Source organism: Terrabacter koreensis (genome assembly GCF_054783315.1).
This window is the reverse complement of the sequence record NZ_BAAGQU010000004.1, coordinates 70963-93321: the sequence shown is the minus strand read 5'-3', so window position 1 is coordinate 93321 and position 22359 is coordinate 70963. Positions and strand designations below refer to the sequence as shown.

Genomic DNA, 22359 nt, shown 5'->3' with positions numbered 1-22359 from the left:
GGTCAGAGCCGGATGAGCTGCCCGTCGCGGAAGGAGTAGCGGTAGGCGGCGGTCGTCGCCGGCGGCAGGTTCGCCGGGTGGGCGGCGTCGTGCCGGTGCGGGTGGGGCCGTGGCGCCGGCTGCGTCGCCGCCTTGACGGGCACGAGGCCGCCGGCGACCCCTGCGGCGTGAGCCGTGCCGGCGCCGAGGGCGGCCGTGCCGACGAAGGCCACGGCGACGGCTGCACCGGCAGCACCCAGCCCACGGCGGATCGAGCTGCGGTGCCCGCCGCGCGGCGTGGGAGTGGGAGTGGCGTGACGGTCGGGGCGGGGTGTCGTGTCCATGGCTCGAGCCTCGGGCCAACGCCTGTGCACCGTCTGTGCTGGTCGCATGCGTTCGGCAAGCGTCCGGAAGGTGTTGCGGTGCAGGGACGTCCGCGGCCAGGTCGGCAGAGGCTCAGTGCTCGAGGGCCTTCTCCATGGCGTCGGCCACGACTCCCGGCAGCACTCCCGGCTCGGCCCGCAGTCCCGCGACCGCACCCACCCGGTCGGCGTCCGAGCGGTTCTGGCCGAGCTTCGCCTTGCCCTCGACGGACTCGACGACCACCTCGACGCCGACGATCCCGAGCAGCTGCCCGCGGAGGTACTTCTCGGGGGCGTCCGCCACGTGCCACCGCCCCTCCCGATGGGCCTCGTGGCGCTCGGTCAGGCGGGTGACGACGTCGAGCACCCAGTCGGGGTCGTCGTGCACCGTCACGGCCCCACGCAGGTGGACCTCGCTGTAGTTCCACGTGGGCACGACGCGCCCGTGCTCGGCCTTGGCGGCATACCAGCTGGGCGAGATGTAGGCGTCGGCACCGGTGACGACGACGAGACCCGGCGATCCGGGCACGATGCGCTCCCACTGCCCGTTCTTGCGGCCCAGGTGACCGAGCACCCGGTCACCCTCGACGACGATCGGCAGCAGCGTCGCGTCCGGGACCCCGTCGGGACCGACGGTGACGAGGTGGGCGGACGGCTGTGCCTCGAGGAAGGCGTGCAGGTCGGACTCGGCCATGCCGAAGGCCTTGGGGACGTACATGCCTCGATCGTCGCATGCGCCGGTCGAGCCTCGGCAGCACGGAGCCCGCCGCAGGGAGGGGCGGCGGGCTCCGTCGACGAGAGGTCTTCAGCTGTGGCGGTGCGGCGCCCGCCGGACGGCCGGCCGAGGCTGGGCCGACCACGGTCGGGGGCTGCCGGCGTGCGGCGACACGGCCGTCGCCGGAGCCCCTGCCGGGGTGGTCTGGGCCGCAGCTGCCGGGTCGAGGCGCTCGGCGATGCTGCGCAGGAGGTGCGCGGCCCGGACGCCGCGTCGCACTCGGGTGGGCTTGGGCGCGTGGTGTCGCTCGGCGACCCGCTGGTGGATCAGCTCGCGGGCAAGCGCCTCCTGGAGCGAGAGGCCGACCGTGCTGCCGCTGCCGTACGTGCCGCTGTAGGTGCTCATGACAGGCTCACTTTCGCTCGCTTGACGCGGATGTCGCCGCTGCCGGAGTGGACGGAGAGGCCGGCTCGGGCCTCGGAGTCCCCGGGGCCGTCGGTGCTCTCGAGGTCGACGTCGACGTCGCCCGTGACGCTGTTGAGGTCCAGGTAGGTCGCGACGCCGTTCGCGATGCCGATGCTGACGTCGCCGGTGCCGGTCTTGGCCTGGACCTGGCCCCCGTGCACCGCGCCGAGCACGACGTCGCCGGTGCCGGTCATCAGCTCGAGGTCGCCGGTGCTCGCGTCGATGTGGAGGTCGCCCGAGCCGGTGCGGGCCTTGACGCCGGCGTCGGTGCGCCGGATCGAGATGTCGCCGCTGCCCGAGACGAGGTCGAGGCGGCCGCCGGCCGATCCGATGGAGACGTCACCCGACCCGGTCTTGGCGTTGACGTCGCCGCGGCTCGACTGCAGGGTGAGGTCGCCCGAGCCGGACTTGAGGTGCGCGGAGCCGACCTCGTGGAAGGTGAGGTCGCCCGCGCCGGTGCTGACCCGCACGTCACCGAGCAGGCCGGTGGCGGCGACGTCGCCAGCGCCCGTCTTGGCCTCGACCGTGCTGCTCGTCGGCAGCTCGATCTCGACGTCGACCGAGCCCTTGGAGCCGAAGGCGAAGAAGCTCTCGCGCTTGGGGGCGATGACGACGACGTCGTTGCCGTGCGCCTCGACGGTGAACTTCTCGGCCATCTCGGCGCCGCTCTTGCCGCGGGGGACGAGCCGGACGGTCGTGGTCGGCGCCTCGCCCGCCGTCAGCGTGACGTCGCCGACGAGGAGCTCGACCTTGAGGTTGATCGGACCCGTGGTGTCGAAGCGGGTCTCGAGGTTGGTGCTCATGGGATGTCCTTTGTCTCGAAGTGTGCGTATGCCGTGTGGCGGGTGCGTGCGGGCGGGTGCGTCGCCGTGGGGCGGGTCAGCGCACCCAGCCCTGGACCCGCTTGTTCGAGGAGCGGTTGCGCCCCGGCGCGCCGGGACCGAACTGGGGGCCGGGGGGCATCGGGGGGAAGCCGGGCGCGGGCCCCGGGGCTGCCGTCGCCGCCCGCACGGCATTGACGATCCAGGTGTTGAGCGACTGGCCCCGGCTCGTGGCGAGCTCTTCGGCACGGGCCTTGAGGACCTCGGGCAGGCGGAGGGTGATGCGGGCGGTCTCGGGCCCTTCGTCCTCGGCTGACACCGCAGTGGTGTCATCGGTGCGCACGCTCTGGGCGTCCTCGGCGAGGGCGGCTGGGCCGGCGCCGACGACGACGAAGACGGGCTCGCGGCCCTGGAGCCGAACCTCGACGGACGTGCCGTCGAGCTCGTTGGTGATCTCGGCCGCAGCGTGCGACAAGGCGTCCATGAGGGCCAGCCGCGCCGACGAGTCGAGGGCGAAGCCGATGCGCTCGGCGGCCTGCTCGGTCTCCGGACCCATCGCCCTGGCCGCCTGGGCGAGATCCCGACGCAGTGCGTCGACGTACTCCGTGATGTCCATGCGCATCACTATGACACCAGCATGGTGTCACGTCAACACCATGCTGACGCAGAGGCTGACGCGGGTACGTTCCGAGAGCCCCTCTCCACCCCTCGCCCAGCCCTCGAAAGGTCACCGATGCGCAGCCTCGGCACCTCCGATCGTCCCTCCGTCCGGGCCCTCTCCCACGCCATCGAGAAGGTCTCGTCCCGCACCCGGTCGCGGCAGTTCGTCCGGGTCATGCACCGGATGGGCGCCTCCCCCGCAGCCATCCTGCCGATCGTCAGGGAGTCCCCGAACTTCAAGGGACGGCGCTTCGAGGGCGAGGAGCCCTCGCTCCGGCCCCGCATCAAGGCCCAGACGAGCGCCCTGCTCGCCGCCATCCGCGTGCACGGCCGGGGCGAGCCCGTCGGCACCGTGCCCGTCGTCGCGGCCGAGCCGCCGCAGCAGCCGGGCGAGCTCGCCGTCACGTGGTACGGCCACGCCACGACGGTCATCGAGATCGACGGCGCGCGCTTCCTCGTCGACCCGGTGTTCAGCGAGCGGGTGTCACCGATCCGACACGCCGGCCCGAAGCGCCTGCACGAGGTGCCCGGCTCCATCGCCGACCTGCCCAGCATCGACGCGGTGCTCATCAGCCACGACCACTACGACCACCTCGACCAGCCCTCGATCGTCCGGCTCGAGCAGACCCACCGGCCGCACTACGTCGTGCCGCTCGGCGTCAACGCGCACCTGCTCGCGTGGGGCGTGCCCGAGGAGCGCATCACCGCCCTCGACTGGCGCGGCGAGACCGAGGTGGCCGGCATCCGGCTGACCTGCACCGAGGCCCGCCACAACTCGGGTCGCGGCCTCGTCGACAGCCAGACCCTGTGGGCCGGCTGGGCCCTCCACGGCCCCGCGCACTCGGCCTACTTCCCCGGCGACTCCGGCACGTCGAAGCGCTTCGCGAGCATCGGCGCCGACCTCGGCCCCTTCGACCTCACGCTCATGCCGGTCGGCGCCTACGACTCGTTCTGGCCCGACATCCACATGGACCCCGAGCAGGCCCTCGCCGCCCACCGCGACGTCAACCGCCTCGGCGACGACGCCGAGGCGCTCGTGGCCGACGACGCCGGCGTGGCGGACGGGTTCATCGCCGGCGACCAGCGCATCGACACCCCCGGCGGGGCGCACGAGGAGGGCGAGCCCACCGAGACGACCCGCACGGTGCGCACCGCCGCGCGCGAGTCGCTGCTCGTGCCGGTGCACTGGGCCACGTTCAACCTGTCGATGCACTGGTGGGCCGAGCCCGTACGCCGGTTGCGCCGTGCTGCTGCCGAGGCCGGCGTGCCCGTCGCCTTCCCCCGCGTCGGCCAGCGCGTCGACCTCGCCGGTGACGACGCGCGCTCCGTCGCCAAGGCGCACTCCGACCCGTGGTGGGAGGTCTGCTCGGCGGCCGAGGACCGCGACTGACGTTCACACGGCCGTCACCCGATCTCCACGGGGGAACTCGGGCGACTCCCCCGTCGCTGGACGAGAATGACGGTGGCCCTTCCCGGGGCCGCCGACCGTGATTGCACGACAGGCAGGAGAAGCCAGTGCAGCTCCCGATCCTGCGCCGGATGGGCGCCCCGACCGCGACGCAGCGCAGCCGCGCCGCCGGCTCGCCGAACTACCGCGACGGTGAGTTCCGTTCCCACGAGCCGACGCACGTCGTCGCGACGTCCGAGGCCGAGGGTCCCGGCAGCATGCTCATGACGATGGTGCGCGAGTTCGGCCGTGGACGCCCCCGCGGCACCGTGCCCCTCGTCCGGCCGCGCCACGCGCACGAGCCCGCCGACCTCGCCGTCACGTGGTACGGGCACGCGACGAGCGTCGTCGAGCTCGACGGCCGCCGCTTCCTGCTCGACCCCGTCTTCGGCAACCGTGCCTCGCCGTCGGTCGTCGCCGGACCGAAGCGGCTGCACCCCGTGCCCGGACCCATCGCCGAGCTGCCGCACCTCGACGCCGTCGTCATCAGCCACGACCACTACGACCACCTCGACGAGCCGTCGATCCGGCAGCTCGAGCGCACCCACCGGCCGCACTACGTCGTGCCGCTGGGCGTCGACGAGCACCTGCGCTCCTGGGGCGTGCCGACGGGACGCATCACGAGCCTGGACTGGCGCGAGGAGACCGAGGTCGCCGGCATCCGCATCACCTGCTGCGAGGCGCGCCACTTCTCCGGTCGCGGCTTCGTGCGCAACCAGACGCTGTGGGCGGCCTGGTCGCTGCACGGGCCGCAGCACTCGGTGTTCTTCGGCGGCGACTCCGGCCCGACCCACCGCTACGCCGACATCGGCGCCGACCTCGGGCCGTTCGACCTGACGATCATCCCCATCGGCGCCTACAGCGTGCACTGGCCCGACATCCACCTCGACCCCGCCCAGGCCATCGAGGCACACCTCGACCTCAACAAGGGCGAGACCGACTCGGTCATGCTGCCGATCCACTGGGCGACCTTCAACCTCGCCACGCACTGGTGGAGCGAGCCGATCCGCTGGGCCCGCCGCGCCGCTGCCGAGAGCGGAGTCCGCCTGGTCGCACCCAAGGTCGGCACGCGGATCGAGCTGAGCGGCAACGACATCGACGAGGTCGTCGCCGCCCACCAGGACCCCTGGTGGGAGGCCTGCGCCGCAGACGCCGACCGCGACTGACCTCTCCCTCAGGTGTCTGCGGCGGCGCTCTCCGTGGGCCGGAAGATCCAGCGCTTCATGGCGACGAACCGCACGGCCGTCGACAGCACGTTCGCGACGGCGACGACCGCGGTCTGCACCGCCGTGCCGGACTCGGGCGCGACGCGACCGAGCACGGCGAGCGCGAGGGTCGTGGCGGCATACGTGATCGCGAAGATGACGAGGGCCTGGCCGTGGTGCGACACCATGCGCTCGCGGCCGGTCACGCCGAAGGTCCACGCCCGGTTGGCCGCGGTGTTGACGATCGTCGCGACGACGAGCGCGACGCCGTTGGCGAGCTGCGACCCGATGCCCGCGTGCTCGAGCGCCGCGAAGAGGCCGAGGTGCAGGGCAGTCGAGAGCACGCCGACCCCGGCGAACCGGATCACCTGTCGGGACAAACGGATCCGCGCCACCGGCGAGGCCACGTGCGTGGCCCCGCCGGTGCGGATGTCGGTCATGGCCGCGCTCACTGAGCCGACGACACGGGCTGGATCAGGTCGTAGAAGGTGGAGCCGTCGATCTCGACCGAGTTGAAGTTCGCCTGCACCCAGGCGCTGATCTCGGACGAGGCGCTGCTGCCACCGTTCTGGTTGCCGAAGCCGCGCCCACCACCGGCGAAGTAGTGGATCTTGCCGTCGGCGACGTACTGCTGGAACTGGGCCAGGGTCGGGCTCGGGTCGGAGCCGTTGAACCCGCCGATCGCCATGACCGGCAGCTGCGTGCCGAGCTGGAGGCCGGCCGCGGTCTGTGAGCCGATGGCGGCGGCGACCCACGTGTACCGGTCGGCGTTGGCCGACAGGGCCGCGACGACGGCGGTGCTGGGCGTCTCGGCGTTGAGCAGGCCACCCATGGCGCCCCCTCCGCCCTGCGGCCCACCCGGGAACCCGCCGCCACCATCCGGGCCGCGGCTGGAGCCGGCGGGACCCGCGGTGACGATCGACCCGGAGTGGCCCTGGGCCGTCGTCGACACGGCATACGCCCCCGGGCCGGCGAGTCCCGCGACGAGCGCACCGGCGACGACGAGCGGCACGGCGCGCACGTGCAGCCAGCGCGTCGCGAGGATGAGCAGGGCCGCCGCCATGCCGACCGCGAGCACCGAGACGCGCAGCCAGTCGCCGTATGCCGTCGTGCGGGACAGGAGGATGAAGCTCCAGGTCGCCGCCGCCGCGGTCGCGACCGCGAGGACGACCGTGCCGGCACCGCTGGCGCGGCGTTGCCAGGCCTCGACCGCGCCCATGCCGACGAGCGCGCCGATCGCGGGGGCCAGGGCCACCGTGTAGTACTCGTGGAAGATGCCGGCCATGAACGAGAAGACGAGCATCGTGACGACGAGCCAGCCGCCCCAGACGAGGTAGGCCGCGCGGCGCAGGTCGGTGCGCGGGCGCCGGCCCCGGAACCACAGGCCGGCCGCGAGCAGCACCAGCGCGCTCGGGATGAGCCACGAGACCTGGTCGCCGACGCTCGAGGAGAACATCCGGAACAGGCCGGTCGCACCCCAGTTGCCGCCGCCGTTGCCACCACCGCCACCGACGGAGCCGGCCTCGTCACCGTTGATGCGGCCGAGACCGTTGTAGCCGAAGGTCAGCTCGAGGAACGAGTTCGTCTGGCTGCCACCGATGTAGGGGCGGGCAGACGCGGGAATCAGCTCGACGATCGCGACCCACCAGCCGGCCGACAGCACCATCGCGCCGACGGCGAGGAGGGAGTGGACGATCCGCCTCCGCAGGGTCGTGGGCGCCGCGACGAGGTAGGCGAGGCCGAAGAACGGCACGACGAGGAGAACCTGGAGAGTCTTGGTGAGGAAGCCCAGGCCGATGAAGACGCCGACGACCATCATCCACTTCGGGGATGCCTGCTCGATGGCCTTCACCGTCGCCCACGCGCCGAGCGCCATGAGCAGGGTGAGGAGGGCGTCCGGGTTGTTGAAGGTGAACATCAGGGCCGCGACCGGCGTGAGCGCGACGACGGCGCCACCGATGAGACCCGCGGCGGCACCGAACTGGCGCTTGACCGTCGCATAGACGACCCCCACCGTCGCGACGCCCATGAGGGCCTGCGGGAGGAGGATCGCGAAGGAGCTGAGGCCGAGCACCCGCACCGACAGGGCCATCACCCAGAGGGAGGCCGGGGGCTTGTCGACGGTGATCGAGCTGGCCGCGTCGGAGCTGCCGAAGAAGAAGGCCTTCCAGCTGTCGGCGCCGGCCTGGACGGCCGCGGAGTAGAACGAGTTCGCGTAGCCGCTCGCCGTGAGGTTCCACGTGTAGAGCACGAGTGTCGCAACGAGCAGGCCGAGCAGCGCCGGACGCGCCCAGACGGGGTCTGCGTCGGGCCCGCGCCACAGGCGCTGGAAGCGGTTGGGACGACCCGCACGGGCGGCGGCGGGCGTCGAGTGGGTCCGGGGGCGCGGGTCGGCCGGCCCCGAGGGCGCCGGTGCGGAGCTGCCCGCCGTGCCCGTGGTCGTGAGGGTCATGGTGTCCATGGCTCAACGCTCGGGCCCGCGGCTGTGCCGTTGCTATGACCCGACTTTGGTGCGGGAATGAGCACTCGTGGCCCGGGTCCTGGCGGGACCTCAGACGGCGGCGGGGAGGAGCAGGCTGAACGTCGTGTCGCCCGGCTTGCTCTCGAGCTCGACGCGACCGCCGTGGGCCTTGCTCACCGCGGCCACGATCGACAGGCCGAGGCCAGTGCTTCCGCCGGCCCTCACGCGCGCGTCGTCACCGCGGGCGAAACGCTCGAAGACGTTGGGCTGCAAGGTCTCCGGCACACCAGGACCGTCGTCGTGGACCGCCACGCGAACCCACTCCCCCTCCGGGCGCACGGACGTCGTGACACGGGTGCCGTCGGGGGTGTGCGTGCGGGCGTTGCCGAGGAGGTTGGCGACGACCTGGTGCAGGCGTGCCGCGTCACCCCGGACCTCCACCGGCTCGGGCGGCAGGTCGAGGTCCCACCGGTGGCCCGGCGAGGCGGCGTGGGCGTCGCTGACGGCGTTGATGACGAGCATCGACACGTCGACCGGTGCCTCCTCGAGCGGGCGGCCGGCGTCCAGTCGCGCGAGGAGCAGGAGGTCCTCGACGAGCGAGCTCATCCGGTTCGCCTCGGACTCGATGCGTCCCATGGCGTGGGTGACGGTCTGCGGCACGGCGTTCGGCTCGCGGCGCGACAGCTCCGCGTAGCCCTTGATCGACGCGAGCGGCGTGCGCAGCTCGTGCGAGGCGTCGGCGACGAACTGGCGCACCCGCTGCTCGCTCTGGTGGCGCGCGTTGAGGGCCTCGTCGACGTGGTCGAGCATCTCGTTGAAGGCTGCTCCGACCTGGCCGACCTCGGTGCGCGTGTCGGTGTCGGCGGCGTCGACGCGCTCGGCGAGCGCCACCTTGCCCGAGTGCAGCGGCATGCGCGAGACCTTCGTCGCGGTCGCAGCCACCCGACGCAGCGGCTCGAGGTTGCGCCGCACGAGCCACGTCCCGATCAGGGCGACGAGGATGATGCCGGCCGCCACCGTCGAGATGACGGTGAGCGTCATCTGCGCGATCGTCCGCGCCCTTGGTTCGAGCGGGAGACCCGCCACGAAGGTGCCCGTCGAACCGTCGCCCAGCAGCAGCCGGACGGCGGTCACGCGGTACTCCCCCACTTGGCCGCCCAGCTGGATATCGATCGGCATGCTGCCCAGGCCCGCGGACGCCAGCTGCTGGAGCTGGGTCGCGTTCAGGGCGACACTCCGTCCCTGGCCGGTCGTGGCCCTGCCCGATGCCGCGCTGTCATCCGGGAACCACACGGACAGGCCCTCGTCCCCGGGGCCACGCGCCGGGCCGGAACGGTTGTCGTCCGCACCGAGCTCAGGCAGTCGTGCCCCAGGGCGGTCGAAGCGCTGCATCGAAGTCCGCAACTGGTCGTCGAGCTGGCTGGTCAGTTGACGCTCGAGGGTCACAACGGTCAGCGCACCCGTGACGAGGCTGAGGATCGTGAAGAGGGCCAGCATCGAGGCGACGAGCTTGGCGCGGAGCGTCCAAGCCGCCCAGGGCCGCACCCGGTCCTGGGCGTCGGCGAGGCGCTCCCGCAGGGTGCGCTGGTCCTCTGCGGGCTCTTCGGAGGCGGCATCGGAAGGGAACCCGGCCGCGGGAGCGAGGGGGACGGCATACGTGCGCGTGTCGTCGGTGCGCTGGTCGGCGGGCTCGTCGGTGAAACCGACCTCCGGGCCCCGGAGGTCAGGGGCGGGCGCGCCGTCGGCGTCGGGCAGGTCGGCGGGGTCGGGAAGGTCCGGGCGCTCGGGTCGGTCGAACTTCTCGACGGGCGCGTCAGACGGCCGGCTTGAGGACATAACCAGCCCCTCGCATCGTGTGGATCATCGGCTCGCGACCCGCGTCGATCTTCTTGCGGAGGTACGAGATGTAGAGCTCGACGACGTTGGCCTGCCCGCCGAAGTCGTAGTTCCAGACACGGTCGAGGATCTGGGCCTTGGACAGCACCCGCTTGGGGTTGCGCATCAGGTAGCGCAGCAGCTCGAACTCCGTTGCGGTCAGGTGGATCTCGTCACCGGCGCGCATGACCTCGTGGCTGTCCTCGTCAAGCGTGAGGTCACCGACGACGAGCACCGAGTCGGACGACGAGACCGCGACCGTGGTGCGCCGCATGAGGGCGCGGACGCGGGCCACGACCTCCTCGAGCGAGAAGGGCTTGGTGACGTAGTCGTCGCCGCCGGCGGTGAGGCCCGAGACGCGGTCCTCGACGGCATCCTTGGCGGTGAGGAAGAGGACCGGCACGTTGCTGTTGTCGGCGCGCATGCGGCGCAGCACCTCGAGCCCGTCGAAGTCCGGCAGCATCATGTCGAGGACCACCGCGTCGGGGTCGAACTCCCGAGCGGCGCGCACGGCCTCCATGCCGGTGCCTGCGGCCCGTACGTCCCACCCCTCGTAGCGCAGGGCCATGCCGAGCAGCTCGGTGAGGTTGGCCTCGTCGTCGACGACGAGCACCCGCACCGGGGAGCCGTCGAGGCGCTGGAGGCGGGCCGCTGCGGGCTTGGTCTTCTCGCTCATGTCATCCAGTGAAACCTGTGGGGCTGTGCGGTGACCAGCACATCCCTGTGCGAATCCTGTGGAGCGTCTGTCCCGAAGTCCCAGCACCCCGACGGGTCAGCCACAGCGCCTGCACAGGCAGCGGTTCGACCGTGGCTGTCATGAGCAACGAGTCCACCACCCCGGGCCCGGCCGAACAGCCGCGGCCGAGCCTGCCGCAGTTCGACCCGAAGGGGCCGGACACCCACGTCCTTCCGGCGTCCCCGCCGACGAGCGAGCTCCCCGTGACGCCGCCGAGCACCCCCTACGCGTATGCCGGCATGCCCGCTCCCGAGGGCCCCTCCCCCATCGCGGGCCCGTCCGTCCCGACGGCGGCCACCGGTCTGCAGCCGCGGACCGACCCTGCGGGCCGCTGGAGCGCGAAGAAGACCGCCGTGACCGCCGGTCTCGCGCTCGTGCTGGCCTCGGCCGGCGCGATCGGCGCTGCTGCAGCCATGCCCGCGGGGTCGTCGGGCGGGGACTCGTTCCGGGGTCCGGGCGGTGGCCGCAGCTTCCAGCTGCCCGGTGGCAACGGCCAGGGCGGCTTCGGCGGGCCGAACCAGCAGCTGCCCAACCTCCAGAACGGCGTGCCGGGTGGGGGCCTGAACGGCATGGACCCGAACCAGCTGAGCCAGCTCGACCCGCAGGACCTCCTGAACCAGCTGAACCAGCAGGGCCAGCAGGGCCAGCAGGGCGTCGACCCGTTCTCGGACGACAGCAAGACCACCTGACCACCGGACCCCGGCCCGGCACGTCGAGTGCCCACTTTCGTACGTCGGAAACTGAGCACTCGACGAGGTGGGGCCGTCGGAAACTGAGCACTCGACGAGGTGGGGCCGTCGGAAACTGGGCACTCGACGGCTCAGCGCGTCGCGCGCAGCCCCGCGGCGTAACCCTCGAGCGCCCTCGTCGCCCGGCCGACCTCGTCCTCGACCCGGGCGACGAGGGCTTCGTCGGCGAGGCGCCCGGCGGCTCCGAGGTCCTCGACCTGCTTGCACACGTCGGCGAGCACCGCGGCGCCGAGGTTGGAGGCGGACCCTTTCAGCCCGTGCGCGATCCGGCCCTGGCTCTCCGCGTCACCCTCGGCGTGCGCGGCGCGCAGGTCGGTGACGCGCTGGCGGGCTCCCTCGCCGAAGCGGTCGATGAACCGCAGCAGCAGCGACGGGTCACCGGGCTCGAGGTCGCGCAGCTCGGCGAGCCTCCGGTCGTCGAGCACCGGGGGTGTCGAAGGTTCCGGCACGGCCGGGGTCACGGGCGTCTGCGGCTGGGCCCGGTGTGCCCCACCGGTCCAGCGTTGCAGCGTCGAGGCGAGCAGGGCGACGTCGATCGGCTTGGTCAGGAAGTCGTCCATGCCGGCCTGCAGGCACCGCTCGCGCTCTCCGGCGATCGCCGACGCCGTCATCGCGATGACGGGCAGCCGCCGGCCGTCCGGCTCCTGCGCGCGGATCTCGCGCGTCGCCTCGTAGCCGTCCATCTGCGGCATCTGGCAGTCCATGAGCACGGCCGCGAGGTCATCGCCGTGGTGTCGGTGGGCGGCCACCCCCTCGACGCCGTTGCCGGCGAGCACCACGGCATACCCGAGGCTCTCGAGGATGCCCTTGGCGACGAGCTGGTTGATCTCGTTGTCCTCGACGACGAGGACGGTTCCGAGGGGTCCGTCGGCCCCGGACGGCACCACGACGGCGGTGGCACCCGCGACCCCGACACCGTGTCCGACGTCGTCGGGGAGCACCAGGTCGCGACCCGCGACGTCGGACATGGTGTCGAAGAGCGCCGACGGCATGACCGGCGCGGTGAGCGTCGAGTCGACGCCCGAGTCCGTCAGGGTCGTCGCATCGGGTGGTGGCACGTGGGCACACACGAGCACGACGCGTACGCCCGCGAAGCGCTCGTCGGAGCGGATCAGCCGCGCGACCTCGAGCCCCCCGACGCCCGTGCCGGGGTCGTCCAGCACCACGACGTCGACCGGCGAGCCGCCTCGCTCGGCCCGGTCGAGCTCGACGAGCCCGTCGACACCCGTGCTCGCGGCCGTCACCGACATCGACCAGGCGGCCAGCTGCTCCTCGACGCGTCGGCGGTGGTCCGCGTTGGCGCCCACGACGAGCGCACGCAGGCCCGACACGGCCGCGACCTGCGACTCGGTGCGGCCGAGGCCACCTGTCGTCCGGGTGGCGAAGGCGGCGGTGAACCAGAACGTGCTGCCCCGGCCCGGCTCGCTGACGACGCCGATCTCGCCGCCGAAGGCCGTCACGATCTGCCGGCTGATGGCCAGACCGAGACCGGTGCCGCCGTACTCACGCGTCGTCGACGAGTCGCCCTGCGAGAAGGACTCGAAGAGCCGCGAGCGCACCTCGGGCGAGATGCCGGGCCCGGTGTCGGTGACCTCGACGCGCAGGACCGGACCGGCGGCCGTCTGGCGCTCGAGCGACAGGTGCGCCGAGACGCTGCCCGTGTCGGTGAACTTGACGGCGTTGGTGGTGAGGTTGGCGATGACCTGCCCGAAGCGCACCGGGTCGCCCGAGACCATCAGTGGCACGTCGGCGGAGTGGGTCACCGACAGGTTGAGCGACTTGGCGCGGGCCCGTTCGGCGAGCAGCGCCACCCCACGCTCGAGCACCGCGGCCGGGTCGAAGTCGACCGCTTCGAGCTCGAGCCGCCCGGCCTCGATCTTGGAGAGGTCGAGGATGTCGTTGACGAGCTCGAGCAGGACGCGTCCCGCCTGGTCGATGCCGTCGGAGAGGCGCCGCTGGTGCGGGGTCAGCTCGGTGCGGCCGAGCAGCTCGGAGAGGCCGATGACGCCGTTGAGGGGCGTGCGGATCTCGTGGCTCATCGTCGCGAGGAACTCGGACTTCGCGCGCGAGGCCTCCATCGCGGCGTCGCGGGCGTCGGCGAGCCGCTGCGCCGTCCACTCGCGGTCGGCGACCCGGGCGAAGAGGGCGGTGAGCTGCGTGATCGTCGCGGCGTCGGACGCGACGGGCGGCGCGGTGCTGCGCATGTCGAGCACGACGACGCAGGCGACGCGGTCCTCGGCGATGACCGGCACGGCCACGATGACGGACCCCGCGGGCGACGCGTCGGCGACGACGGTGCGGTCGGCGGCGGCCCGCGCCGCGAACTCCATGCCGACCTCGACCTGCAGCGTGCTCACCTCGGTGCCGTCGGGCGCGACGATCGGCGACCCGAGCGCACCTTCCGCGTCGAGGACCGTCGCGAGCACCGGCCGCCACGTCGTGTGCCGGGCCACCTCGACGAGAACGGCGGGCAGTGCCTCGTCGAGCGTCGCCGACTCGTTGGCTGCGGTCGCGAGTGCCGTGACCAGGCCGAGGGCCTGCTCGGCGTCCTTCTGCTCGGTGATGTCGTGCGCGGTGCCACCCATCCGGATCGCGTTGCCCTCGGGGTCGCGCGTGACGAGCCCGCGACCGCGGATCCAGCCGGTCTCGCCGCCCGTGCGCAGCACCCGCGCGTCGAACTCGAAGGAGTCCTCGGAGGTGACGGCCGCACCGACCGTCGCGGCGACGTGGTCGCGGTCGTCGGGGTGGATGCGGGCGAGGAAGCCCTCGTAGGTGGGCGCGAGCTCGCTGCGGTCCATGCCGTAGATGCGGTAGAGCTCGTCGGACCACGACACGCGGTCGCTGCCGACGTCCCACTCCCAGCTGCCGATCTTCGCGATCGCCTGCGCCTCGGCGAGCTGCTCGAGCAGCTTGCGCTGGGCGCTGTGCTCGCTGACCCGGTGCATCCAGCCGCGCCGGCGGCCCGACTCGTCGACGAGCGGCGTGTGCGACACCAGGGCCCAGAACCGCTCGCCGCGGGAGTCGAGCAGGCTGCGCTCGAGGTTGTCGCCCGGTTCGCCGCGCGTCGCGAGCTCGTCGAGGTGCCGGCGGAACTGCACCTTGCCGACGTCGTCGACGGCCTCGAAGACCGAGAAGCCCACCATCTCGTCGGGGTCGCGACCGAGCAGCTGAGCCATCCGGGCGTTGGCGAAGAGCGTGCGGCCGTCCTCGTCGAAGACCCACAGCCCGTCGGGGGACGCGGCGACCATCCAGCGGAAGAGCTCCTCCCCCACCGTGCCGTCTTCGTCCGGAATTCCCGACATGCCCAGATCCTCGCCCATTCCGGGGCCGCTCGCCCGGAAGTCACGCCGCGCACCTACGATCGGGTCGACCTCTCCTCTCCGATCGGAGCCCGCGTGACCCAGCCTCCCGGCGACCTCGACGCCCGCGAAGAGCCGCACGACGACAGCGTCGGCGCCCGCCTCAACTGGCTGCGGGCCGGTGTGCTCGGCGCCAACGACGGCATCGTCTCGACGGCAGGCGTCGTCGTCGGCTTCGCCAGCGCGAGCGACGACCGGGCGGCGATCATCCTGGCCGGCATCGCCGCACTGGCGGCGGGCGCGATGTCGATGGCTGCCGGCGAGTACGTCTCCGTCAGCACCCAGCGCGACTCCGAGCGCGCGCTCATCAAGCTCGAGAAGCAGGAGCTGCACGACGACCCCGACGGCGAGCTCGAGGAGCTGACCCAGCTCTACGAGGCCAAGGGCATGAGCCGGGGGCTGGCGGTCGAGGTGGCGCGCGAGCTCACCGCGCACGACGCCCTGGCGGCGCACGCCGAGGCCGAGCTCGGCATCGACCCCGACAACCTCACGAGCCCGTGGCACGCCGCCGGCGCCTCGATGGTGGCGTTCGTCGTCGGCGCGCTCCTGCCGCTGCTGACGATCACCTTCAGCCCCGAGAGCGTCCGCATCCACGTCACCGTCATCAGCGTGGCAGCTGCCCTCGCGCTGACCGGCTGGGTCAGCGCCCGGCTCGGCCGCAGCCCGGTGCCGCGCGCCATCGCGCGCAACGTGGCCGGCGGGCTCGCCGCCATGGCGGTCACGTACGCCATCGGCGCGCTCGTCGGGGTCAGCCTGGGCTGAGCGAGCCCGGCCCTCGACGGCCCCGCTGGGACGACGCACGCGGCATACGGCACCGACCACGCCCGGCGGGCTGTAGAGTCGATCTGTCTCCAGCGGCCCGTTCTTGGGCCGATGCCGTATGCCGGCCGGGGACGTCGGGCGCGCGACGGCGCGTCCACCGGGACTCGGGCCGAGTCCGCCGCCGACACCGCGTCACCCGTTCGAGCTTGGGGTGAGGGTGCCGTTCCGGGCATCGGACCCGCGTCCGCCGCGTCATCAGGAGGAACATGGCAACGCGCGTCCGCCGCCGACCCGACGGCCAGGGCCAGAACCAGCGCAAGGACGACCCCGCACCGCTCATCCCCGTGCTCGCCCGCAGGGTGCGCGAGGTCGAGTCCCGGGTGTCGAGCAAGGGCAAGGCCAGCCCGACGAACCGCACCAAGTTCCTGGTCGTCGCCCTGCTCATGCGCTCCGAGCGGGCCCGGGTGCGCGACGACGCGACGATCCCCGGCGGCACCCGCGCCGACCTGCTCAAGCGCCTCGACGGCATCGCGACGATCCTCGCCCAGATCGCAGCGCGCGACACGAGCCTGCTGACGTTGCTCGACGCGAACGCCAAGCCGGGGCCGGCGGCCCAGCAGATGCGCCGCGACTGGCTGCTCGAGTCCGGCGCCGAGCTCGCCGAGGAGGACCTCGTCATCCAGGCGCCGGAGCCGCCGCGGCCCGTCGTGCCCCCGCAGATCGCCGCCCGCCAGGTCACGCCCCAGTCGGTGCCGTCGCGCGCCCTCGCCAACCCGTTCCTCACGCCCGACCTCGGCCGGGCCCAGCAGGAGTACCTGCCCGGCCGCCTCGCCGGCTGGGACCTGCTCAGCCCGCTCTACCGCGCCTTCGAGCAGGGCGCCGGCGGCGAGGCCGCCTCGATGGAGCTGCCGCCGAAGCCGCAGATCGACCGGTTCTCACCGCCCGGGTCGCAGCTCATGGTCCACCAGTCGCGCTTCCTCCAGAGCGTGCAGGAGGGCCACCGCACCTTCCTGCTCGCCGACGAGCCGGGCCTCGGCAAGACGGCGCAGTCGGTGATGGCCGCCTCGATCGCGAACGCCTACCCGATGCTCGCGGTGGTGCCCAACGTCGTGAAGATCAACTGGGCCCGCGAGGTCGAGCGGTGGACGCCGCAGCGCCGGGTCACGGTCATCCACGGCGACGGCAACGACGTCGACGCGTTCGCCGACGTCTTCGTCGTCAACTACGAGATCCTCGACCGGCACTTCGGCTGGCTGTCGAGCTTCGGCTTCCGCTCGATGGTCGTCGACGAGGCCCACTTCATCAAGAACCTCGGTTCGCAGCGGTCGCAGCAGGTGCTCGCCCTCGGCGACCGGCTGCGAGCCACGACACCCGGCGGCAACCCGCTGCTCATTGCCCTCACCGGCACGCCGCTCATCAACGACGTCAAGGACTTCGACGCGATCTGGCGCTTCCTCGGCTGGATCAAGGACGGGAAGCCGGCCCCCGAGATCGTGCGCGAGCTCGACGGCATCGGCCTCACCCCCGCCGACCGCGGCTTCTACCCCGAGGCGCGCCAGGTCGTCATCGACCAGGGCATCGTGCGCCGCCGCAAGGTCGACGTGGCGAAGGACCTGCCCGACAAGCGCATCGCCGACATCACCGTCGAGCTCGACGACGACCTCGGTCGCTCGATCCGCGCGGCGGAGAAGGCCTTGGGCGACAAGCTCGCCCGCCGCTACCGCGCCTTCCTGGCCGAGGCCAACGCGACCGAGATCCCGGGCGAGCCCGACGAGGCGCTCATGCGCCGGGTCGCCGCGGGCGAGCTGCGTGCCGGCTCCGGCGAGAAGTCCGACGGCAAGAGCACCGAGAGCGTCTTCAGCCTCGTGCGCCGCATCGGGCACGCCAAGGCCCGCCTCGCGGCCGACTACGCGGCGCAGCTGTCTCACTCGGTCGGCAAGGTCGTGCTCTTCGCCAAGCACATCGACGTCATGGACACCGCCGAGCAGGTGCTCGCCGAGGCGGGTCTGCGCACGGTGTCGATCCGCGGCGAGCAGACGACGAAGCAGCGCACCGACGCCATCGACGGCTTCCAGAACGACCCCGAGGTCTCCGTCGCGGTCTGCTCGCTGCTCGCGGCCGGCGTCGGCATCAACCTCCACGCCGCGTCCAACGTCGTGCTCGCCGAGCTGTCGTGGACGGCTGCGGAGCAGCAGCAGGCGATCGACCGTGTGCACCGCATCGGGCAGGACGAGCCGGTCACCGCCTGGCGCCTGCTCGCCGCCGGCACCATCGACTCGCGCATCGCCGAGCTCATCGACGCCAAGCAGGGCCTCGCGGCGCGCGCGCTCGACGGCTCGGACGTCGACGTGGCGAGCGGCGACACGGTCCAGCTCGACGCGCTCGTCGAGCTGCTGCGACGTTCGCTCGCCGAGGTCTGACTCCGGGACGTACGGCCCTACCTCCGCACCGGTCCCGGCGATGGACTGGTGACGCGCCGCTACCCCGCGGCCTCGAGGAGGAGACATGAGCACCACCATGCACGCGATCGTCTACCACGGCCCGGGCCACAAGGCCTGGGAAGAGGTGCCGAAGCCGACCGTCCAGGCCGACACCGACGCCGTCGTCAAGGTCGACACCGTGACCATCTGCGGCACCGACCTGCACATCCTCAAGGGCGACGTCGCCGCCGTCACCGACGGCCGGATCCTCGGGCACGAGGCGGTCGGCACGGTGGAAGAGGTGGGGCCGGGCGTCAAGAACGTCAAGCCGGGCGACCGCGTGCTCGTCTCCTGCATCACCGCGTGCGGTGCGTGCCGCTACTGCCGCGACGGCAGCTACGGCCAGTGCATCGGCGGTGGCGGCTGGATCCTCGGCCACAAGATCGACGGCACGCAGGCGGAGTACGTCAGGGTTCCGTTCGCGGACACGTCGACGTACGCCGTCCCCGAGGGCGTGACCGACGAGGAGGTGCTCATGCTGGCCGACATCGGGCCCACGGGCTACGAGGTCGGGGTGCTCAACGGCCGGGTGCGTCCCGGCGACGTCGTGGCCGTCGTGGGCGCCGGCCCGGTCGGGCTCTCCGCCATCATGGGCGCCAAGCTCTTCAGCCCCGCGCACGTCGTGGCCATCGACCTGGCCGACGCCCGGCTGGAGGCGGCCAAGCAGTTCGGTGCCGACGTCACGGTGAACCCCTCCCACGAGGACGCCGTCTCGGTGGTCCGGGCCCTGACGCAGGGACTGGGCGCCGACGTGGCGATCGAGGCGGTCGGGGTGGCGGCCACGTTCGAGCAGTGCACCGCCCTCGTGCGCCCCGGCGGCACGGTCGCGAACGTGGGCGTCCACGGCGGTCCGGCCAGCCTGCACCTGGAGGAGCTCTGGATCAAGAACGTGACCATCACGACGGGCCTCGTCGACACCTACTCGACGCCGACCCTGCTGCGGCTGCTGGCGACGCACCAGGTCGACCTGGCGCGGTTCGTGACGCACCGCTTCGCGATGGCCGACTTCCTCGACGCCTACGACACGTTCGCCCGCGCGGCCGAGACCGGCGCGCTCAAGGTCGTGCTGACCGGCTGAGTCCCTGCCGCACGCGTCGGCTCAGAGGTCGAGGTGCATGATGCTGAGGCCCACCCGCTCGCCGTCCGGCAGCTGGTGGGCCCTCGGCACCGTGCCGATCACGGTGAAACCGAGGCTCTCGTAGAGCCGCACCGCGCTCTTGTTCGTCGCCACCACGGCGTTGAACTGCATTGCGGCGAAACCGGACCGGCGTGCCCACTCGATCGAGTCGACGACGAGCGCTCGGCCGACGCCGAGACCACGGGCGTCCGGGGCGACCATGTAGCTGGCCGTCGAGACGTGCGCACCCGGGCCCGGACGGTTGCGCCCCATCTTGGCAGTGCCGAGCACGCGGTCGCCGTCGACCGCGACGCTCGCCCGCCCGCCGGGGCCGTTCTCGAGCCAGATGGCCCGGGCGTCCGACTCGGACAGGTCGACGGGGAACGGGAAGGTGTCTCCAGCACGCACGACCTGCTCGATGATGGGCCACACCTGCGCCCAGTCCGCGTCGGCGTAGTCACGGACCGTCACTGCACTTGCCACTCGGGTTTCCTCATCTCTCAGGCACATTCGCGTCGAGCTCACTCAACCACGTCACCGAGGTCGCGTCGGACGGCATACGCCAGTCACCGCGCGGCGAGAGCGAGCCCCCGGCGACGACCTTGGGCCCGTTCGGCAGCGCCGAACGCTTGAACTGGTTGGCGAAGTAGCGCTTGACGAAGACCTCCAGCCAGTGCCGGATCGTCGCGAGGTCGTATGCCGTCCGCTCGGCTTGCGGGTAGCCGGCGGGCCACTCCCCCGCCTCGCTGTCACGCCACGCGTTCCACGCGAGGTAGGCGATCTTGGACGGCCGGTAGCCGCGGCGCAGCACGTGGAAGAGCGTGAAGTCCTGCAGGGCGTAGGGCCCGATCATCGCCTGAGTGCTCTGTGGCTTGTCGCCGTCCCTGGCCGGCACGAGCTCGGGGCTGATCTCGGTGTCCAGGATCGAGGTCAGCGTGCCGGCGACCTCCTCGTCGAACTGGCGGGAGGAGACGACCCACCGGATGAGGTGCTGCATCAGGGTCTTCGGCACGCCGGAGTTCACGCCGTAGTGGCTCATCTGGTCGCCGACGCCGTAGGTGCACCAGCCGAGGGCGAGCTCCGAGAGGTCGCCCGTGCCAAGCACGATGCCACCGCGCTGGTTGGCGATGCGGAAGAGGTAGTCGGTGCGCAGCCCGGCCTGCACGTTCTCGAAGGTGACGTCGTAGACCTCCTCGCCCCGGCCGAACGGGTGGCCCATCGCCGAGAGCATCTGCGTGGCGGCCGGGCGGATGTCGAGCTCCTCCCACGTGACGTCGAGCGACTCCATCAGGGCGATGGCGTTGCTCTTCGTGTGGTCGCTCGTCGCGAAGCCGGGCATCGTGAAGGCGAGGATGTCGCTGCGGGGGCGGTCGAGCCGGTCCATGGCCTTGGCCGCGACGATGAGCGCGTGGGTCGAGTCGAGGCCGCCGCTGACGCCGATGACGACCTTCGGCTGGCCGATCGCTCGAAGACGCTGCTCGAGGCCCGAGACCTGGATGTTGTACGCCTCGTAGCAGTCGAGCGCGAGCCGGGCCTCGTCGTCGGGCACGAAGGGGAAGCGGTCGACCTTGCGGAGCAGGCCGATGTCGCCGGCGGGCGGCGACAGCTCGATCTCGACGGTGCGGAACTCGCCCGTGCGGCCGGCGAGCGTGCGCCGGTTGTCGTCGAAGGTGCCCTGCCGCTGCCGTTCCTGGCGCAGCAGGTCGAGGTCGATGTCGGCGACCGACCGGCGCGGCCCCTCGGGGAACCGCTCGCTCTCGCCGAGCAGCGCGCCGTTCTCGTAGACCATCGTCATGCCGTCCCACGACAGGTCGGTCGAGCTCTCGCCCTCACCGGCGGCGGCGTAGAGGTAGGCGGCGAGGCAGCGGGCCGAGGCGCTCCGGGCGAGCAGGTGGCGGTCCTCTGCACGGCTCACCGTGATCGGCGACCCGGACAGGTTGGTGAGCACGGTCGCGCCGGCCAGGGCGGCCTCGTGGCTCGGCGGCACGGGCACCCACATGTCCTCGCAGACCTCCACGTGCAGCACGAAGCCGGGCACGTCGGTGGCCTTGAAGAGCAGGTCGGGCCCGAAGGGCACCCGGTCGCCCGCGACGTCGATCGTCTGGCCGCGCTGGTCGTCACCGGGCGCGAAGTGCCGCCGTTCGTAGAACTCGCGGTAGGTGGGCAGGTAGGACTTGGGCGCGACGCCGACGATGCGCCCGGCGTGGATGACGACGGCGCAGTTGTAGACGCGCGAGCCCTTCTCCAGCGGCGCGCCGACGACGAGCACCGTCGTGAGGTCGGCGGTGGCCTCGGCGATACGGGCCAGGGCGTCGTCGACGGCGTCGAGGAGGGGGTCCTGCAGGAAGAGGTCGTCGATGGCGTAGCCGGAGAGGCACAGCTCGGGGAAGATCGCCAGCGCCACGCCCTCGTCGGCGAGGTCGCGGGCCTCGGCGATCACGGCGTCGGCGTTGCGCTCGGGGTCGACCGCGACGATCGGCAGGGTGCAGGCAGCGACGCGGGCGAACCCCTGGGCGTAGGAGCTGTAGAAGTCCATGGCCCCAGTCAATCGCACGCGGTGCGCGCGGCGTGTGACGCGAGCCTCGCCACGAGGGTGGGCCCGACGCTGGGCACGACGGGTCCAGACCTCCTACAATTCGTAGTAGTCGAGCTCTCGCCCGATGCGACCCGGAGGAGGCCACCATGTCCGACACCACGCACACCGACCCGTACAGCAACCTGGTCCAGGAGCTGCACCCGGAGCAGTCGTGGGGCTTCCTGCGCGAGCGCGAGTTCGGGAGGCTCGCCTTCCACCTCGTGGGCGAGGTCCACATCGTGCCGATCAACTACGCGGTCGATGGCGAGCGCCTCGTCTTCATGACGGCCGAGGGCAGCAAGCTCTTCGGCGTGACGTCCAACAACGACGTCGCCTTCGAGGTCGACGAGGTCAAGGGTGACCACGCGACGAGCGTGATCTGCCGCGGCCGGGCCCACGTCCTCGAGGGGCAGGCCGCCTACGTCGCCGAGCGGCTGCCGGTGCGGCCCTGGGTCGGCACACCCAAGACCGTCGTCGTCGCGATCCAGGTCGACGAGATCTCCGGCCGCCGCTTCACCCTGAGCCGGCCCTGGCTGCGGGACCTGCCGGCCGACCCGCCCGTCTGACACCTGCTGCGCCGGGCACCCCACC

19 protein-coding genes are annotated in these 22359 nt (G+C 72.3%); 7 read left to right on the top strand and 12 right to left on the bottom strand.

Annotation, left to right across the window (positions count from 1 at the left end):
• Positions 1–2 precede the first annotated feature (2 nt).
• The 5 genes from ACYVNR_RS03140 to ACYVNR_RS03120 all read right to left on the bottom strand — a co-directional run bounded on the left by ACYVNR_RS03140 (position 3) and on the right by ACYVNR_RS03120 (position 2958).
• Complete coding sequence (locus tag ACYVNR_RS03140) at positions 3–323, bottom strand: hypothetical protein (protein ID WP_045191173.1); 321 nt, start codon at positions 321–323, stop codon at positions 3–5.
• Positions 324–435: 112 nt separating this feature from the next.
• A complete protein-coding gene (locus ACYVNR_RS03135; protein WP_045191172.1) occupies positions 436–1059 on the bottom strand; it encodes an FMN-binding negative transcriptional regulator in 624 nt (207 codons plus the stop codon).
• A gap of 87 nt (positions 1060–1146) precedes the next feature.
• Positions 1147–1461, bottom strand: coding sequence for a hypothetical protein (locus ACYVNR_RS03130; protein WP_045191171.1), 315 nt, complete (start codon positions 1459–1461; stop codon positions 1147–1149).
• On the bottom strand, positions 1458–2324 hold the full coding sequence (locus ACYVNR_RS03125) for a DUF4097 family beta strand repeat-containing protein (protein ID WP_045191170.1): 867 nt from the start codon (positions 2322–2324) through the stop codon (positions 1458–1460). Before ACYVNR_RS03125 ends, ACYVNR_RS03130 begins: the two co-directional genes overlap by 4 nt.
• 76 nt (positions 2325–2400) lie before the next feature.
• Positions 2401–2958, bottom strand: coding sequence for a toxin-antitoxin system HicB family antitoxin (locus ACYVNR_RS03120; RefSeq protein WP_045191169.1), 558 nt, complete (start codon positions 2956–2958; stop codon positions 2401–2403).
• Positions 2959–3075: 117 nt separating this feature from the next.
• Between ACYVNR_RS03120 and ACYVNR_RS03115 the strand changes: the two genes are divergently transcribed.
• Positions 3076–4392: an MBL fold metallo-hydrolase gene (locus ACYVNR_RS03115; RefSeq protein ID WP_052677310.1), complete on the top strand. Its 1317-nt coding sequence runs from the start codon at positions 3076–3078 to the stop codon at positions 4390–4392.
• Positions 4393–4517: 125 nt separating this feature from the next.
• Positions 4518–5615 carry an MBL fold metallo-hydrolase gene (locus ACYVNR_RS03110; protein ID WP_461046508.1) on the top strand — a complete coding sequence of 366 codons (1098 nt, stop codon included), beginning with the start codon at positions 4518–4520 and terminating at the stop codon, positions 5613–5615.
• An 8-nt stretch (positions 5616–5623) separates the two neighbouring features.
• On the opposite strand, the gene ACYVNR_RS03105 is transcribed toward ACYVNR_RS03110, so the two are convergent.
• The 4 genes from ACYVNR_RS03105 to ACYVNR_RS03090 all read right to left on the bottom strand — a co-directional run bounded on the left by ACYVNR_RS03105 (position 5624) and on the right by ACYVNR_RS03090 (position 10666).
• A complete protein-coding gene (locus ACYVNR_RS03105; protein WP_461046506.1) occupies positions 5624–6094 on the bottom strand; it encodes a GtrA family protein in 471 nt (156 codons plus the stop codon).
• An 8-nt stretch (positions 6095–6102) separates the two neighbouring features.
• A complete protein-coding gene (locus ACYVNR_RS03100; RefSeq protein WP_461046504.1) occupies positions 6103–8115 on the bottom strand; it encodes an ArnT family glycosyltransferase in 2013 nt (670 codons plus the stop codon).
• A gap of 90 nt (positions 8116–8205) precedes the next feature.
• Positions 8206–9951: a sensor histidine kinase gene (locus ACYVNR_RS03095; protein WP_461046502.1), complete on the bottom strand. Its 1746-nt coding sequence runs from the start codon at positions 9949–9951 to the stop codon at positions 8206–8208.
• On the bottom strand, positions 9929–10666 hold the full coding sequence (locus ACYVNR_RS03090; protein ID WP_045191165.1) for a response regulator transcription factor: 738 nt from the start codon (positions 10664–10666) through the stop codon (positions 9929–9931). Before ACYVNR_RS03090 ends, ACYVNR_RS03095 begins: the two co-directional genes overlap by 23 nt.
• A 140-nt stretch (positions 10667–10806) precedes the next feature.
• Between ACYVNR_RS03090 and ACYVNR_RS03085 the strand changes: the two genes are divergently transcribed.
• Entirely contained in the window at positions 10807–11415 is a 609-nt protein-coding gene (locus ACYVNR_RS03085; RefSeq protein ID WP_461046499.1) for a hypothetical protein, read from the top strand.
• Between the two features lie 131 nt (positions 11416–11546).
• Here the strand turns inward: ACYVNR_RS03085 and ACYVNR_RS03080 are convergent, their stop codons facing one another.
• Complete coding sequence (locus ACYVNR_RS03080; RefSeq protein ID WP_461046497.1) at positions 11547–14777, bottom strand: response regulator; 3231 nt, start codon at positions 14775–14777, stop codon at positions 11547–11549.
• Positions 14778–14870: 93 nt separating this feature from the next.
• Here ACYVNR_RS03080 and ACYVNR_RS03075 point away from each other — a divergent pair, with 93 nt between their 5' ends.
• The 3 genes from ACYVNR_RS03075 (at position 14871) to ACYVNR_RS03065 (ending at position 19154) form a co-directional block, all read left to right on the top strand.
• A complete protein-coding gene (locus tag ACYVNR_RS03075; protein ID WP_045191163.1) occupies positions 14871–15596 on the top strand; it encodes a VIT1/CCC1 transporter family protein in 726 nt (241 codons plus the stop codon).
• A 266-nt stretch (positions 15597–15862) separates the two neighbouring features.
• Positions 15863–18016: a DEAD/DEAH box helicase gene (locus ACYVNR_RS03070; protein WP_461046494.1), complete on the top strand. Its 2154-nt coding sequence runs from the start codon at positions 15863–15865 to the stop codon at positions 18014–18016.
• A gap of 97 nt (positions 18017–18113) precedes the next feature.
• Positions 18114–19154, top strand: a complete 1041-nt coding sequence (locus ACYVNR_RS03065) for a zinc-dependent alcohol dehydrogenase family protein (RefSeq protein WP_045191290.1) — start codon at positions 18114–18116, stop codon at positions 19152–19154.
• 21 nt (positions 19155–19175) lie between these two features.
• On the opposite strand, the gene ACYVNR_RS03060 is transcribed toward ACYVNR_RS03065, so the two are convergent.
• Positions 19176–19676, bottom strand: a complete 501-nt coding sequence (locus ACYVNR_RS03060; RefSeq protein WP_458803215.1) for a GNAT family N-acetyltransferase — start codon at positions 19674–19676, stop codon at positions 19176–19178.
• 10 nt (positions 19677–19686) lie between these two features.
• The gene (locus ACYVNR_RS03055) at positions 19687–21729 is read right to left on the bottom strand and encodes an NAD(+) synthase (RefSeq protein ID WP_461046492.1); all 2043 of its coding nucleotides are present in this window, start codon (positions 21727–21729) and stop codon (positions 19687–19689) included.
• Between the two features lie 146 nt (positions 21730–21875).
• Between ACYVNR_RS03055 and ACYVNR_RS03050 the strand changes: the two genes are divergently transcribed.
• Complete coding sequence (locus ACYVNR_RS03050; protein ID WP_045191159.1) at positions 21876–22334, top strand: pyridoxamine 5'-phosphate oxidase family protein; 459 nt, start codon at positions 21876–21878, stop codon at positions 22332–22334.
• Positions 22335–22359 lie beyond the last annotated feature (25 nt).

Coding starts and splice junctions, on each gene's coding strand:
- ACYVNR_RS03130 (WP_045191171.1), bottom strand. CDS start 1,461: ATGAGCACCTACAGCGGCACGTACGGCAGCGGCAGCACGGTCGGCCTC.
- ACYVNR_RS03135 (WP_045191172.1), bottom strand. CDS start 1,059: ATGTACGTCCCCAAGGCCTTCGGCATGGCCGAGTCCGACCTGCACGCC.
- ACYVNR_RS03080 (WP_461046497.1), bottom strand. CDS start 14,777: ATGTCGGGAATTCCGGACGAAGACGGCACGGTGGGGGAGGAGCTCTTC.
- ACYVNR_RS03055 (WP_461046492.1), bottom strand. CDS start 21,729: ATGGACTTCTACAGCTCCTACGCCCAGGGGTTCGCCCGCGTCGCTGCC.
- ACYVNR_RS03100 (WP_461046504.1), bottom strand. CDS start 8,115: ATGGACACCATGACCCTCACGACCACGGGCACGGCGGGCAGCTCCGCA.
- ACYVNR_RS03050 (WP_045191159.1), top strand. CDS start 21,876: ATGTCCGACACCACGCACACCGACCCGTACAGCAACCTGGTCCAGGAG.
- ACYVNR_RS03070 (WP_461046494.1), top strand. CDS start 15,863: ATGGCAACGCGCGTCCGCCGCCGACCCGACGGCCAGGGCCAGAACCAG.
- ACYVNR_RS03090 (WP_045191165.1), bottom strand. CDS start 10,666: ATGAGCGAGAAGACCAAGCCCGCAGCGGCCCGCCTCCAGCGCCTCGAC.
- ACYVNR_RS03140 (WP_045191173.1), bottom strand. CDS start 323: ATGGACACGACACCCCGCCCCGACCGTCACGCCACTCCCACTCCCACG.
- ACYVNR_RS03065 (WP_045191290.1), top strand. CDS start 18,114: ATGCACGCGATCGTCTACCACGGCCCGGGCCACAAGGCCTGGGAAGAG.
- ACYVNR_RS03085 (WP_461046499.1), top strand. CDS start 10,807: ATGAGCAACGAGTCCACCACCCCGGGCCCGGCCGAACAGCCGCGGCCG.
- ACYVNR_RS03115 (WP_052677310.1), top strand. CDS start 3,076: ATGCGCAGCCTCGGCACCTCCGATCGTCCCTCCGTCCGGGCCCTCTCC.
- ACYVNR_RS03120 (WP_045191169.1), bottom strand. CDS start 2,958: ATGGACATCACGGAGTACGTCGACGCACTGCGTCGGGATCTCGCCCAG.
- ACYVNR_RS03125 (WP_045191170.1), bottom strand. CDS start 2,324: ATGAGCACCAACCTCGAGACCCGCTTCGACACCACGGGTCCGATCAAC.
- ACYVNR_RS03095 (WP_461046502.1), bottom strand. CDS start 9,951: ATGTCCTCAAGCCGGCCGTCTGACGCGCCCGTCGAGAAGTTCGACCGA.
- ACYVNR_RS03105 (WP_461046506.1), bottom strand. CDS start 6,094: ATGACCGACATCCGCACCGGCGGGGCCACGCACGTGGCCTCGCCGGTG.